The organism is Pseudomonas sp. MAG002Y (genome assembly GCF_019400845.1).
GTDB lineage: Bacteria > Pseudomonadota > Gammaproteobacteria > Pseudomonadales > Pseudomonadaceae > Chryseomonas > Chryseomonas luteola.
In genome coordinates this window covers 109,737-122,568 of record NZ_WOEJ01000002.1, presented here as the reverse complement: position 1 = coordinate 122,568, position 12,832 = coordinate 109,737, and the positions used below count along the sequence as shown (strand labels likewise).

Annotated in this window: 14 protein-coding genes; 7 read left to right on the top strand and 7 right to left on the bottom strand. The window is 58.8% G+C overall.

All coding sequences use genetic code 11. The annotated features are described in order from the left end of the window. Positions 1-363 precede the first annotated feature (363 nt). Together GM154_RS03530 and GM154_RS03525 are read left to right on the top strand one after the other, a co-directional pair. On the top strand, positions 364-1,263 hold the full coding sequence (locus GM154_RS03530; RefSeq protein ID WP_219651014.1) for an alpha/beta hydrolase: 900 nt from the start codon (positions 364-366) through the stop codon (positions 1,261-1,263). A gap of 154 nt (positions 1,264-1,417) precedes the next feature. Beyond that, on the top strand, positions 1,418-1,933 hold the full coding sequence (locus GM154_RS03525) for a hypothetical protein (RefSeq protein WP_010795858.1): 516 nt from the start codon (positions 1,418-1,420) through the stop codon (positions 1,931-1,933). Positions 1,934-1,993: 60 nt separating this feature from the next. Here the strand turns inward: GM154_RS03525 and GM154_RS03520 are convergent, their stop codons facing one another. After that, positions 1,994-3,301, bottom strand: a complete 1,308-nt coding sequence (locus GM154_RS03520) for an MFS transporter (protein WP_010795859.1) — start codon at positions 3,299-3,301, stop codon at positions 1,994-1,996. A 222-nt stretch (positions 3,302-3,523) separates the two neighbouring features. On the opposite strand from GM154_RS03520, the gene GM154_RS03515 reads away from it, so the two are divergent. From GM154_RS03515 to GM154_RS03495, 5 genes are all read left to right on the top strand, one after another. Further along, positions 3,524-4,216, top strand: a complete 693-nt coding sequence (locus GM154_RS03515) for a TetR family transcriptional regulator (protein WP_219651188.1) — start codon at positions 3,524-3,526, stop codon at positions 4,214-4,216. Between the two features lie 95 nt (positions 4,217-4,311). Then, on the top strand, positions 4,312-4,812 hold the full coding sequence (ureE, locus tag GM154_RS03510) for an urease accessory protein UreE (RefSeq protein WP_219651013.1): 501 nt from the start codon (positions 4,312-4,314) through the stop codon (positions 4,810-4,812). Continuing rightward, positions 4,809-5,480, top strand: coding sequence for an urease accessory protein UreF (locus GM154_RS03505; RefSeq protein ID WP_219651012.1), 672 nt, complete (start codon positions 4,809-4,811; stop codon positions 5,478-5,480). The genes ureE and GM154_RS03505 overlap by 4 nt, the downstream gene beginning before the upstream one ends. Before the next feature lie 13 nt (positions 5,481-5,493). Next, the gene (gene ureG / locus GM154_RS03500; protein WP_010795863.1) at positions 5,494-6,108 is read left to right on the top strand and encodes an urease accessory protein UreG; all 615 of its coding nucleotides are present in this window, start codon (positions 5,494-5,496) and stop codon (positions 6,106-6,108) included. Positions 6,109-6,157: 49 nt separating this feature from the next. Beyond that, complete coding sequence (locus GM154_RS03495; RefSeq protein ID WP_219651011.1) at positions 6,158-6,631, top strand: nucleotidyltransferase family protein; 474 nt, start codon at positions 6,158-6,160, stop codon at positions 6,629-6,631. On the opposite strand, the gene GM154_RS03490 is transcribed toward GM154_RS03495, so the two are convergent. The 6 genes from GM154_RS03490 to GM154_RS03465 form a co-directional block, all read right to left on the bottom strand. Continuing rightward, positions 6,603-7,226, bottom strand: coding sequence for a phosphatase PAP2 family protein (locus GM154_RS03490; RefSeq protein ID WP_219651010.1), 624 nt, complete (start codon positions 7,224-7,226; stop codon positions 6,603-6,605). The genes GM154_RS03495 and GM154_RS03490 overlap by 29 nt on opposite strands. Positions 7,227-7,284: 58 nt before the next feature. Further along, entirely contained in the window at positions 7,285-8,529 is a 1,245-nt protein-coding gene (locus tag GM154_RS03485; RefSeq protein WP_219651009.1) for a phospholipase D-like domain-containing protein, read from the bottom strand. A 61-nt stretch (positions 8,530-8,590) separates the two neighbouring features. Continuing rightward, positions 8,591-9,241, bottom strand: coding sequence for a MotA/TolQ/ExbB proton channel family protein (locus tag GM154_RS03480; RefSeq protein ID WP_219651008.1), 651 nt, complete (start codon positions 9,239-9,241; stop codon positions 8,591-8,593). A gap of 33 nt (positions 9,242-9,274) precedes the next feature. Next, positions 9,275-11,557 (bottom strand): TonB-dependent receptor, encoded by a 2,283-nt coding sequence (locus GM154_RS03475; RefSeq protein ID WP_219651007.1) that lies wholly within the window; start codon positions 11,555-11,557, stop codon positions 9,275-9,277. Between the two features lie 22 nt (positions 11,558-11,579). After that, complete coding sequence (locus GM154_RS03470) at positions 11,580-12,350, bottom strand: energy transducer TonB (protein ID WP_125887600.1); 771 nt, start codon at positions 12,348-12,350, stop codon at positions 11,580-11,582. Positions 12,351-12,353: 3 nt separating this feature from the next. Then, entirely contained in the window at positions 12,354-12,761 is a 408-nt protein-coding gene (locus GM154_RS03465) for a biopolymer transporter ExbD (RefSeq protein ID WP_010795870.1), read from the bottom strand. Between the last annotated feature and the right edge of the window lie 71 nt (positions 12,762-12,832).

Here is a 12,832-nt window from a genome sequence, read left to right as displayed (position 1 = left end):
ACTGTCCCCGGATGACTTTGAAGAAATGCCTGAGGACGAAGAAGAGTAACGCATGCGCCCATAAAAAAGCCCACCGCATGCTCAGGTGGGCTTTTCATGAGCCTCGCATCAGAAGATCAACTTGATGATGCCGATAACCACGATCAGGCCGATGATGAAAATAACGCCGGCAGTGCCCCCAATAAACTTCAACATACCCATGCTCCTTGATTAAGTGCGTTCACTTATTAAGACGCCAGTTGTTCGCAGACGTTCGCTGAAATATTCATTAAAGGCTTCTGCCGAACGGCCAGGCAGGTTCCCCAGTCTCTCTTAGGTAACGCGCCTCCAACGGTCCATCCGCATTTCGCAAGAGCCCTGTTCATGTCTACCACATTGATTCGCCGCCGCTGGCGCCCCTTGGCCTTTCTTGCCTTGTTGCTGGGTGTGGGTCTGCCGTTTGGCTGTTCTGAACTCGCCCACAAAGAGCGCGAGCTGGTGTTCAACATCGAACCCGGCACTGCCAGTTGGTTCTCGGGCGTGCCCGCCGGCGTCCAGCAGTTCAACATCCCCGTCACGACAGGGATCAGCAAGACGCAATATGTCCATGCCTGGTGGTGGCCTGCTGCAAAGAAAGATGCCCCTGCTGCCCTGTACCTGCATGGAACACGCTGGAATCTGACCGCCCAGGTGCGTCGCATCACTACCCTGCGCAGCCTGGGCTATTCCGTCCTGGCCATCGACTACCGGGGCTTTGGTGAAAGCCCTGGCGATCTGCCCTCGGAAAGCACGGTGTATGAGGATGCCCGGGTGGCCTGGAAGCGCCTCGTTGAGCTGCAGCCCGACTCTAAAAAACGCTACATCTACGGACACTCGCTGGGCGGTGCAATAGCCGTCAACCTGGCTCAGCAGATTTCAAAACAGAAAGACCCGGAGGGCGACCCCGCCGCCGCAGCCGGCCTGATCATCGAGTCGACCTTTACCAGCCTGGCGGATGCGGCAGCTGCCGTGGTCGACACCTCGTTGCCGATCCGCTGGATCATGTCGGAGAAATTCAATTCCATCGACAAGATCGACCAGGTTGATATGCCGGTACTGATCGTCCATGGAACAGGTGACCAGTATGTACCCTCCCGCTTCAGCGAGGAGTTATTCAGGAAAGCTCAGGATCCGAAGCGGTTATTGCTCATTGAGGGAGGCAACCACACCAACAGCATGTCCATCGGAAGCCAGGAATATGCCCGGGCAGTACGGGATCTCTTTGGGCTGAAAGGCGCGTATTAGAGATCAGCGCGCCCTGCACTATCAACGAGAACATATGCCACCTCGATTGGGCATCATTTCCGGTGATGTTTGGTATGCCTACGATCCATTTTTTAATGGATCAACTCGAACCGATACTGAATCTGTCGAAACGATCCCATCGAGGAAACAGATCATGAAACGCACTATCGCATTCGGTATCGGCCTCACCGCCCTGGCATTCAACACTCTGGTTGCTGCTCAATCCCTGCCCCAAGCCGCCCAGCTGTACGCAGAAGATGGCAGCCAGTACACCGTGGACAAGATGATCAACCGTCAGACCAAGAGCATTGAGGAACGCCTGCTGACTGAGAACGGCTCCGACCAGACCCTGGGTCGCCTGATCGAGCGCCAGCAAAACCGCCTGAATACTCCTGCCCAACTGGCCGAAGACGGTACTGAGCAGACCATCGACAAGATGATTCATCGTCAGCAACATCAGATCCAGTTAGCTGAAGATGGTACCGAGCAGACCATCGATAAGATGATCCATCGCCAGCAGCACCAGCTTCAGGTAGCCGAAGATGGCACCGAGCAGACCATTGACCGGATGATCCAGCGTCAACAGGAGCACATTCAGCCGCAGCTGGCTGCTGATGATTCACAGCAGACCATCGACCGTTCGCATCACCGCATGCACCGGATTGTCTGATGCTGGCCCCATAAAAAAGCCCGACCAGTTGATCGGGCTTTTTTATTTATAACGACTGTTTCACGCGACCGGCTTTTCATCCGGGAGGCCATCGGAGCGGCCAATGTTAGGCGGCGTATCCACCATCAGCTCCTCGGGCACTTCCTCCACGCGGGGGTCGAGCGTTGCGGCCATCGGGCTAACTGTATCCGGCATCGCCACGTGATGCAGTGGTGCTTCATCCACGAGATGCTCATTTGTTACGAAGCGAGGCTGAACCCAGATGATCAAAATGACGGCATAGATCGACACCAGAATGTAGAACATGCCGGGACCAAACTGATTCATCAGCGCACCGGCCAGCAGCGGACCAATACAAGCGCCCACGCCATAGGTGGTCAGCAGCATGGCGGAGAGCTCCACGCGGCGCGAGGGCTCTACATGGTCGTTGGCATAGGCCACTGACAACGGATACAACGTGAACAGCAGCATGCCGGTCAAAAAGCCGGTGCCGAGTAATCCGGCATAGGGCAAGGTGATATATCCCCACATCGGAATTGCCGCAAGGCAGAGCAGCACGGCGTTGGCGCGGATCAACTTGCAGCGGTCGACCCGATCGGACAACCAGCCTAGCGGCCACTGTGCACAAAAACCTGCCACGATGCATATACCCACAAACATACTCGACTGCGCCGTATCGAGCCCATTGCGGTTGGCATATACCGGCGCCAGACCATAGAAGGCACCGACCATCAGGCCAGCGGCAAAGATCGTGACCAGTGACTGCGGTACGCGCTGCCAGAAGAACTTGATTTCAAGGGGCGCGGCGACCAGCTTGGCCGGGTGTACGCGACGCGTCATGGCGATGGGAATCAGGCAGGACGCAAAGCAGATTGCCACCAGCAGTAGCGGCTTGTAATCCAGTGCCGGGTGTACGGCCAGCAAGGCCTGTCCGACCACCAGCCCCAGATCCACCGCCACCATGTAGCCAGCAAACACCTTGCCCCGCTGGTGGTTTTCGGCCTGCTCGTTGAGCCAGCTTTCAATCACCATGTACTGGTTCATCATCAGAACACCCATGATGAAGCGCAGCACCAGCCAGACGCCCAGATGATCGGTCAGGGCGTGAATGAGTACCGTCACCGTCGCGCCGCCGGCGCAGGCGACGTATGAGCGGATATGCCCTACGTTGGCGATCAGCCGGTGGCCGAGTTTGCCACCGCAGACCAGCCCGAAATAATATGCCGCCATCAGGCAGCCGACCCACAGATCGCCCGCCCCCTGTTCGGTCAGGCGAAGGCCGATGTAAGTGGTGAAGAGGCCGGAACCGGCCAGCATCAGGAGCGTAGCAATATAGAGCGCGGGAAATGTGACAAGCGGGCTGAACATGAGTCGTCTGATTTGAGCTGAGCCAATCCTGGCGGGAAGAGAGCGATTGAAGGCACGGCTATCGGCCGTGGGTGCTTCATCTTTAAGCGCATCGATTATCACCTGGATAGTGCGCCATATGCAGACAGACTACCGGCGCCCGGATTTTGTCACACGACAAGTGTTTCAACCGGACGTGCGGGTATTTGATAGAGTACCCCCTTGCCTGATTGGAAAACCGCCATGTCCTCCCGCGCCGAGCAAAAACTGCAAACCCGCCATGCCCTGCTGGATGCTGCGCGCATGCTCATGAGCAGTGGGCGCGGCTTCGGCAGCTTGAGCCTGCGAGAGGTCACCCGAAGTGCCGGCATCGTCCCGGCGGGCTTCTACCGGCACTTTCCCGATATGGATGCCTTTGGACTTGCGCTGGTCGCCGAAGTGGGCGAGACCTTTCGCGAAACCCTGCGCCGGGTACGTCATAACGAAATCGAGCTGCGTGGTGTGATTGATGCCTCGGTCGGCATCTTTATCGAAGCCGTCGCCGAACACCGTAGCCAGTTCATCTTTCTTGCCCGGGAGCAATACGGCGGTTCGCTGTCGATTCGTCAGGCCATCAGTGAACTGCGCCAGCGCATCACTGATGACCTTGCATTGGACCTGTCCCAGCTCAACCGGCTGCCCCACCTTACGTGTCAGGACATCGATGTTCTGGCGGATCTGGTGGTCAAGACCGTATTCGCCACTCTGCCCGAGCTGATTGATGTACCTGATGAGGGACTGGAGCCGCACAAGACGCCCCAGGCCAAGATCATTCATCAGCTACGCTTCATCATGATCGGTGCTAAGCACTGGCGCGGCCTTAACATGCTGTTCGCACCAAATCAGGGCGAACCCCTGCCCTCCGACCCGCTGCTGCACCGAAATCAGGCAAACTGAGCGCACGATCCCCTGTGCAACGCCGGTGAAACGAGCCGTTGCGTTCTGGCAGGCCGCTTGCTGTAGTCTTCATAAAGCACAGCGGATACTGCCTTATGTTGGTCATTCACACCCGTCTGCCCTCCCCCGATACCTGGCACGAAGAAATTCACCTTGGCTTCGAGGCGCGCAGCAAGAGCCGGCTGCGAACCGTGACGGTCAGTGGCGAAGATGTCGGGCTGTTTCTCGAACGCGGCCAGCCGCCCCTGTTTGACGGTGAAGGGCTGCGTGCCCAGGACGGCCGTATCGTACGCGTCTGCGCCCGCCCCGAGGCTCTTTTGCACATCACCTGCGCCAATGCCCATGAGCTGACCCGCGCTGCCTACCACCTGGGCAACCGTCATGTTGCGCTGCAAGTAGGCGATGGCTGGCTACGCATTCTGGATGATCATGTACTCAAGGCCATGCTGGATCAACTGGGCGCTACGTGTGAATCGATCCAGGCGCCTTTCCAACCTGAGCATGGCGCTTATGGTGGTGGGCATCACCACTCGCACCACGGTGAGGCTGATTTCAATTATGGCCCTCGGCTGCACCATTTCGGGGTGCGGATATGAGCCCGGCCTGGGCATTGATGCGTCTGGCCAGCCCGCAATTACCCATCGGCGGTTACAGCTACTCCCAAGGGTTAGAGGCGGCCATCGAGACCGGCCTCGTAACCGACTCAAGCTCGGCTCGCGTCTGGCTCGAAGATCAGCTGGAGCTTAACCTTGCCCGTTTCGAAGCACCGCTGCTGCTGGCTCACTGTCAAGCGGCTGCCTCAGGCGACTGGCTTCGGCTGGCTGAATTGGCAGGCCGCCACTCAGCCAGCCGAGAAACCCGAGAACTGCGCCTGGAGAGCCGCCAGACCGGTTTTTCCCTGACGCAACTGCTCAAGGACTTGCCCGAACTGGACCCCGAAGCACGCGAGCACCTTTTAGCCAGCGAGCCAACGTTTGCCCTGGGTTGGGCGGTTGCCGCGCGTGCCTGGGCCATTGCCCCGGCAGAGGCCGTCTCGGCCTGGCTCTGGGGGTGGCTGGAAAATCAGCTGGCCGTTCTGATGAAAACCCTGCCCCTCGGCCAGCAGGCAGCACAGCGACTGACCTCTGAACTCCTGCCAGCCCTGGACGCAGCCCTCACAACTGCCCGTGCGCTACCGGAAACCCTCTGGGGCAGCGCACCGTTTGGTCTGGCGCTCGCCAGCATGGCCCACGAACAACAATACAGCCGTCTTTTCAGATCCTAGGAGAACAAGCGCGATGAACACTCAACCCCTGCGCGTCGGTATTGGCGGCCCGGTCGGTTCCGGCAAGACGGCCCTCACCCTCGCCCTCTGCCGTGCCCTGCGTGATCGTTACAACCTGGCGGTTGTCACCAACGATATCTATACCCGTGAAGATGCCGATTTTCTCGTGCGTAACGAGGCGTTGGCCCCTGAGCGCATCATCGGCGTGGAAACCGGTGGCTGCCCGCACACGGCCATCCGTGAGGATGCTTCCATCAACCTGGAAGCGGTAGACCAGCTCAACCGCCGCTTTCCTGGTCTTGATCTGATCCTGGTCGAATCCGGCGGCGATAACCTTTCCGCCACGTTCAGCCCGGAGCTGTCCGACCTGACTATCTACGTGATTGACGTGTCTGCGGGCGACAAACTCCCCCGCAAGGGCGGCCCAGGCATTTGCAAGTCTGACCTGCTGGTTATCAACAAGGTGGATCTTGCCCCAATGGTCGGTGCCTCACTTGAAGTGATGGACCGTGACGCCCGCAAGATGCGGGGCGAGAAGCCGTTCGTGTTCAGCAACCAGAAAGTGGGCCAGGGCCTGGAGGACATCATCGCCTTTATCGAAAAGCAGGGCATGCTGACGGCTGCGTAGCGCCTCTATACTGCAAGGCAGATACGCAGTAGAGCCAAAAGGGGTTCCCATGAGTCACGCTGCTGCCTTGCACTGGATCATCGATCTGCTGAACGAGCGACACATCCCCTTTCTTTTATGTGGCGGTCTGGCGGCCCATGTTTATGGCGCCAGACGCCCGCTGAACGATATTGATCTCCTGGTTCCAGCAGACCGTTTGCAAGAAATAGCCGCTGCCGGTGCTGCTGTCACGACCAAGCCCCTTGAACGCCGCTGCGAAGAAAGCTGGGATGTGGAGTACGCGCAGTTCAAAGTTGAAGGCGTGAAGATCGAGATAGGCGGCACGCCCGGTGCCCGGATTTTCGATAAGGGCCACTCAACCTGGAGAGACCTTGAGGCAAACCTGGCCAAAGCCCGCCCCGCCACGCTGCTGGGCGTAGCCCTTCAGGTAATGGACCGTGATGAGCTGGCTGCCTACAAAGCTATGCTCGGACGCGAAGTGGATACAGAAGACCTTATCGCCCTTTCGATGCCACACCCATGACCTTGGTGACGAGTACCGCTACGCTGGCGCCAAGCAAGCCACCGGCGACCACATCGGAAAAGAAGTGGTAGTTACACAGCAAAAGCCCCACCGGTACCACCGCGGCTATTACTACCGCAAGTCCCCTCAGGCGGAGCCAGCACAGGGCAATCGCCACGGCGGCAGCGTAGGCAACTGTGGTATGTCCGGAAGGAAAGGACGCGTACCAGTCTCCGCCGTGAAACCAGTTGAAGCCATAAGCCTGGTTATGGATCAGTGAGGGATTGCCGTGGGTCCAGGTCTCCGGCCAATAACGACCGAAGACAGGCTTGAGCGAATCCTTCACGCCCTTGGCGACCAGTACGCTGAAGGCCAGCACGAAGCAGCGGTGACGATGCACGGGCAACAATCGCTGACCGATGCCCAAGACAATGATCAGCAGTACCGCCAGCACCGTCAGCCAGTCCGCCACATGGGTCATCAGGTTGGGCCACGCCAGGCGGCGCAGGTCGCCTGCATGGGCCCAATAGGCAATGGGCTGGTCGATCACGCCATATCCCAGCAGGATCAGCACAAGGCCACCTGCCCAAGCGATCAGCAGCGGTTTACGTGTCACGGTACAGACTCCTTTCCAGGGTGAGCAGCATTCAGCCCGATACCCGTCCCGTTGGTAATCACGGCATACCGGGATGCGGCTCCGGGTAAGTACGCGTCACGCTGATCATGTCGGCATAGGGGCTGTTCCACAACTGCTCATGGAGCTGGCGAATGCGCTCGGCCATGGCGTAATCCTGCATCACCACCTCTAGGTTGCGGGAGTTATCCAGATAACCGCCGAGCCAATTGCTGGTGCCTACCCAGGCCAGGCGTCCATCGATTTCCATCGTCTTGCTGTGAATCACCCGCGCAAAGGGAATAAAGCCGCTCGGATCGGCCGGCAGCGTGACGATCTTGACCTGTACATTCGGCAGCACGGCCAGGCTTTTCAGGTAGTCGATCTCCGGTGCGCCCGTGTTCCAGTGGGACACCATCAGCTTGATGGATACCCCTCGGGCGGCCGCCGCGCGCAAGGCACTGTCGATCACCGGGTAATACGGGCGGCTCTTGTCCGGTCCGTAGGATAACGGCGCATAGTCAAGCAACTGCACACGCACCTCATGCCGGGCCTGAGCGAGCAAACGCGGCAACTCTAGCTGAGAGTCCCGCACTCCAGGCGGGTTATAACGAGCAGGACTGGCAACCAGATAATTGCCGGTCGGAGTTGGCTGATCTGAGGGGGTATGCCGGGGCTGAGGCACGGGTTTACCTTTCGCCAGCGCTTCCTGCGCTTGCCAGTCCTGCTCGAAGATGGCTTGAACCTGAGCAGCCACCGTGGGATCACTGATCCGCACGCCTGTTTCGTGGATATGCGTCAGAGAGCGCCAATCAAAGTTCTGGCTGCCCACAAAAGCCTCGCGGCCATCTACGACCAGATATTTGGCGTGAATGATCCCCCCGGTCAGCTGGCCATACGGCAATACATGCAAGGTCAGATTAGGAATGCTGCGTAAGCGGTCCAGCGTGGCAGGGTCCGACATCCGCAGCCCCTTCTCTTCCAGCAGGAAGCGAATCGTCACGCCGCGCTGCCCGGCCGCCTGCAAATGCTCGATCACAGTATCCAATTGTGAACCCGGCTGACCGGACGCATAGAATTGGCCAATGTCGATACGGTGCTGGGCCCGGTCGAACATTTCGCTCCAGACCTCGACCGGGTTACGCAGGTCATTCGTTGCCAGATCGGTCGCCACCGGCACGGTATGCACCAGCTCGAACCCTGGAATCTTGAAATCGGCCCAACTGAGCGTACTGGCGCTGAGTAAGAAAAACCCAAAACACAGGCGTCGAGCGCCACGGATCGGCAAACAGGACAATACAGGCATGGAGGTCTCAAACAAGAAGGAAAAGACTGGGCGAGGACCGACTGGCCCTCGCCGCAACCGATCAGGCGGTACGGTACTGCGCCATCGGCTCTGCAGATTGAACGTGGGCTTCATCCACAGGCCGAGCGCCCATGCTGGCGCGAATCAGCAGGATCTTGAGCTGATCGTTGATGCGCTCCAGGCGATCCTGGAAGAAGTTATGAAAGACCACGCAGCCCAGCGCGATAGCAATACCCAAACCGGTCGCAAACAGCGCCGTTCCGATGCCTGCCGAAATTTGGCCTGGATCAGAGACACCTGCTGAGGCCAGCGCCTTGAAGGTATCAATAATGCCCAGAATGGTACCCAACAGACCCAGCAGCGGCGCCGCGGTCGTAATGGTTTCGATGATCCATAGACTACGGGCCAGCGGTGCGCGGGTTGCGAGGTACTGCGCCTCGATCGTCTCGTCCAGTTCCTTGCGAGTGCCGCGCTGCGCCTTTTGCGCCAGTACCGGCCGCACCATGGTAAGCGGCAAGCTTTCGCGGCGGGTAAAGGACTCCGGCAGATCACGGTCGCTACGCACCTTAGCCGTCAGTAATGACTCCAGTTGACGCGCCTGCCTGCGGGTATAGGCAAAGTACAGGCTCCGCTCGATGATGACGAACAGGGCAATGGCAATAGCGCCGTACATGACATAAAACGTGATGTCATGGAGCAGGTCGGTATTCATATTCAGCACACCTCGTTAAAGAAGGTTCGAAGGTCAGAAGCTGGCTTCCAGGGACACCGTTACGGTCCGCTCGACGCCGACGATGTAAGCCGGGTCGCCGTCGCGGTAGCCGCTGTAGCTCGCTGCGTTGGTCTTGTAGGTGTACACACCGTCCAGATACTTCTTGTCGAACAGGTTGTCGACGTTCAGACGCAGGGTGGCGTCCTTGACGATGTGCTTGTCTACCGGCAGGTATATGCCAGCCCCAAGGTTGAAGATCGTCCGGCCCGGAATGCTCTCGTCATTGGTCAGGTCACCGTAGAGCTTGCTCGTGTACTTGGCGCCGAAAGTGCCGTAATAACGGCCGTCGTCATAACCGATATTGGCTGCCAGCATGTTCTTAGGCACGTTGGCAAACTGCTTGCCACTGGTAGGCAGCTCCACCGCAACGCCATTGTTGTAAGCGGTAATGTCGTCCTTCTGCTTGGCACGGGTGTACGTGTAGGAGGTGTAGTAATTGAAGTTGTGCGGCAGCAGGCCGCTCCACTCCAGCTCAAGCCCCATGTTGTCTACGTCACCCGCGTTGATATCGGCGTAGTCACCGTTCTCGTCACGCGAGGAAACCTGGCGATCCTTGAACTTCAGGTAGAACAGCGTGGCCGACAGGGCCATGTCTTCCTGGGTGTAGCGCCAACCCAGCTCGTTGCTCCAGCTGGTTTCAGGATTGAGATTGATTGAGCCCTCACCTTGATCGTACAGCACGTAGTTGTACGGTATGCGCATGTTACGGGTCAGGTTATAGAAGAACTGGTTCTGCTCGTCGAAGCGGTAGCCGATACCAAAGGTCGGCAGCACCTTGCTGTAGTTCTGGTGACGCTTCTCCGGCAGCTCGGTCAGGCTGCCATGGTTGGTCCCCTTGCGATCGACATCCATGTAGGCCACGCCGGCATTGAGCGTCCAGTCCGGGTTCATGTACCAGGTATCCTGTACCCAGACCTTATGGGCTGGCGTAACGGTGTAACGGTCGCGTCCCTGGATGATGTTGCCGTTGGCGTCGCGGGTCTCGTCCGAGTCAGACCAGACGCTCTCAGGCTTGCCACTGGACTTGAGTGCAATGAACGGCTGGGTCTGCCGCTGACGGGCGCGTTCGTACCAATAACCGAACTGCAGGCTGTGATCGCCCAGGTCCCAGTTCAGCTTGGTCGTGATGCCGGGGCGCCAGGTCTGGGTACGAGACGGCCGATAGTAGACGCCGGTATAGGAGAGCCCATCATTGGCGTAGCTGCTGGCCGTAGGCAGATTGCCCAGGTCGTAGACACCATTGCTGCTGGTTCCGCGGTTGAGCGAATACGCGGTGCTGCCTACGCCGCTGCCGTCCCCCCAGTAGTAATAAGGGATGACCGACAGGGACATGTCATCACGCAGGCGGAATTGGGTGTTGAGCACGCCGGTAAAAGTCTTGAACGGGTTCTGTGCCAGCTCGTAGTACTTGGAAATCTTGCCGTTGGAGCCCAGCGCAGGCGGATTGGGGTTAGGATCGTATTTGCGCCCGTACTGGGTGAATTCATTCTTGGTGAGCTGGCTATAGCTGTTGTTGTCCTGCTCATGGTACTTGAGGATCAGGTTGGCCGTATTGCCATCCCCGGCGTCGAAAAAGCTGTTCCATTCCACCTTGTCGGCCCGAACGGCACCGTGGCCTCGCCACATCTGACCTTCGGTATGCGAGGCAGACAGCCAGTTGGACAGGCCATTCCACTCGCCTGTATTCAGACGGGCAAAGGTCTTGTAAGTACCGTTGCTGCCTGCAGTCTGTTTAACAAATGCACCGGTCTCTTTGGTTGGCCGGATAGTTGTCAGGGTAATGTTGCCGCCACTGGAGCCGATGTGCGGACCGTCGGCATCCGAGGCGCCCTGTACTACGGAGATCTGGTCGAGGTTTTCCGGATCGCCCAGCAGGTTGGAATACAGCGCATAGTTGCCCGAGTCATTGATGGGCATCCCGTCGACGGACATGCCGACCTGATCGGAGTTAAGCCCCCGCAGGGTGAAGCGAAAGCCCGACAGGCCCGTGGCGTCTTCGCTGGAGATGTTCAGTCCCGGTGTGTACTTGAGACGGTCGACGGCATTGGCGGTTGCCGTCTGCTTGTTCATGGCTTCGCGAGTAAGGGTGGAGCGCGACTTGGGGCTTTCTTCAGGGGTCATGTACCCGCTGCCCAGCGTGGCCTTTCCTTCGACACCGATGGTACCGACATCACGCTCACCGGTTTCCTGCGCCATGGCTACACCATGGCAAAGACCAGAGGCAACCAGCGCCAGGTAAATCCTTGTGTACTTCATTGGAATTCCTCGAATCGGATAATCACTGCATGCTGTAACTGAAAGTGGCGGTAAACCGCAGTTGGTCCTTGCCGGCAAAGGCCTCGGACGGGAACGGCTTGACGCTCTTGATACGGTTCAGGCTGTTGGCGGCCGCGCGATTGAGCAGCATGCTGCCAGCCTTGTCCTGTATGCCGGAGTCCAGTACGCGTCCGGCGCGGTCGACCAGCAGCCAGATCACGACATCACCGTGTGGCCGCTCAAGCGATGCCTGGCGTCCGGTGGGGTACTGCTTGTAACGATCCAGCTCGGCACGCAACCCCTGTACGTAGCCGCCTTCCAGTGCCTGGGCATTGACGGTCGGTTTGGGGGGTGTGGCTGGCGCAACCGGGGCGGGTTTGGCCGCGGCCGGCGCAGGTGCCGAAGCAGGCGTTGGCTTGGCTACCGGTTGCTCGACCTTGGCCACTGGCTTTGGCTGTGGTTTCGGCTGAGGCTTGGGTTGCGGCTTCGGCACTGGCTTGGGCTCAGGTTTGGGTTCCGGCTTGGGAGGTGGTGGCAAGGCTGCCTCCTCTTCCTCAACAACAGGCTCCGGCGGAGGCGCATCAACCGGTTCGGCTACAGGCTCCGGCGGTGTAACGACCGGTTCGGGTTCCTGAACAGGGTCCGGTTCAACCAAAGCCAATTCCACGGCCGACTCGTCGTATACCGGCTGAACTTTCAGCGGCGTACGCTGGGCATACAGGGCAATCAGTACCAGCGCAGCAAGCGCAGGTAGCCAGCCCAACACATGGCGGGAGCGATAGAACGTATACATGGATCAGGACTTGCGCGTAGCGATGGAGACGGAGGTAAAGCCGCCCAGACGAAGGGTGTCCATCACCTCGACCAACCGGGCCACCTCCACGCCCTTGTCGCTGTTGACGATGATAGTGGTCTTGCTGTCTGGTTTCTCCTGCGCCTTGAGCGCCACGACCAGGGCATCGACCTGAATGTCCTGACCATCCAGCTGCAGCTCACCGTTAGCGCCCAGCGTCAGGATGGCCTTGTTCTGCGGTTTGAGCTGTTGCGCGCTGCTGGCGCTAGGGAGCTGGGTTTTCATTCCCAATGCCGGGATCACGTTCAGACTGACCAGTACAAAGAAGACCAACAGGAACATCATCACGTCGATCATCGGGATGAGCTCGATATGAGCCTTGCGCTTCTTGGGTTCTTCCCAGGTTCTCATGATGACTGCCCTCCAAAATGATGGGGGCACGCTAACAATCGAAAATGACAGCGGGGTTAAGTATTTTTGAC

Excerpts from the sequence above, each read along its gene's own strand:
- GM154_RS03465 (WP_010795870.1), bottom strand. The coding sequence starts at position 12,761 with ATGAGAACCTGGGAAGAACCCAAGAAGCGCAAGGCTCATATCGAGCTC.
- ureG (WP_010795863.1), top strand. The coding sequence starts at position 5,494 with ATGAACACTCAACCCCTGCGCGTCGGTATTGGCGGCCCGGTCGGTTCC.
- GM154_RS03495 (WP_219651011.1), top strand. The coding sequence starts at position 6,158 with ATGAGTCACGCTGCTGCCTTGCACTGGATCATCGATCTGCTGAACGAG.
- GM154_RS03470 (WP_125887600.1), bottom strand. The coding sequence starts at position 12,350 with ATGTATACGTTCTATCGCTCCCGCCATGTGTTGGGCTGGCTACCTGCG.
- ureE (WP_219651013.1), top strand. The coding sequence starts at position 4,312 with ATGTTGGTCATTCACACCCGTCTGCCCTCCCCCGATACCTGGCACGAA.
- GM154_RS03475 (WP_219651007.1), bottom strand. The coding sequence starts at position 11,557 with ATGAAGTACACAAGGATTTACCTGGCGCTGGTTGCCTCTGGTCTTTGC.
- GM154_RS03485 (WP_219651009.1), bottom strand. The coding sequence starts at position 8,529 with ATGCCTGTATTGTCCTGTTTGCCGATCCGTGGCGCTCGACGCCTGTGT.
- GM154_RS03515 (WP_219651188.1), top strand. The coding sequence starts at position 3,524 with ATGTCCTCCCGCGCCGAGCAAAAACTGCAAACCCGCCATGCCCTGCTG.
- GM154_RS03530 (WP_219651014.1), top strand. The coding sequence starts at position 364 with ATGTCTACCACATTGATTCGCCGCCGCTGGCGCCCCTTGGCCTTTCTT.
- GM154_RS03480 (WP_219651008.1), bottom strand. The coding sequence starts at position 9,241 with ATGAATACCGACCTGCTCCATGACATCACGTTTTATGTCATGTACGGC.
- GM154_RS03505 (WP_219651012.1), top strand. The coding sequence starts at position 4,809 with ATGAGCCCGGCCTGGGCATTGATGCGTCTGGCCAGCCCGCAATTACCC.
- GM154_RS03520 (WP_010795859.1), bottom strand. The coding sequence starts at position 3,301 with ATGTTCAGCCCGCTTGTCACATTTCCCGCGCTCTATATTGCTACGCTC.
- GM154_RS03525 (WP_010795858.1), top strand. The coding sequence starts at position 1,418 with ATGAAACGCACTATCGCATTCGGTATCGGCCTCACCGCCCTGGCATTC.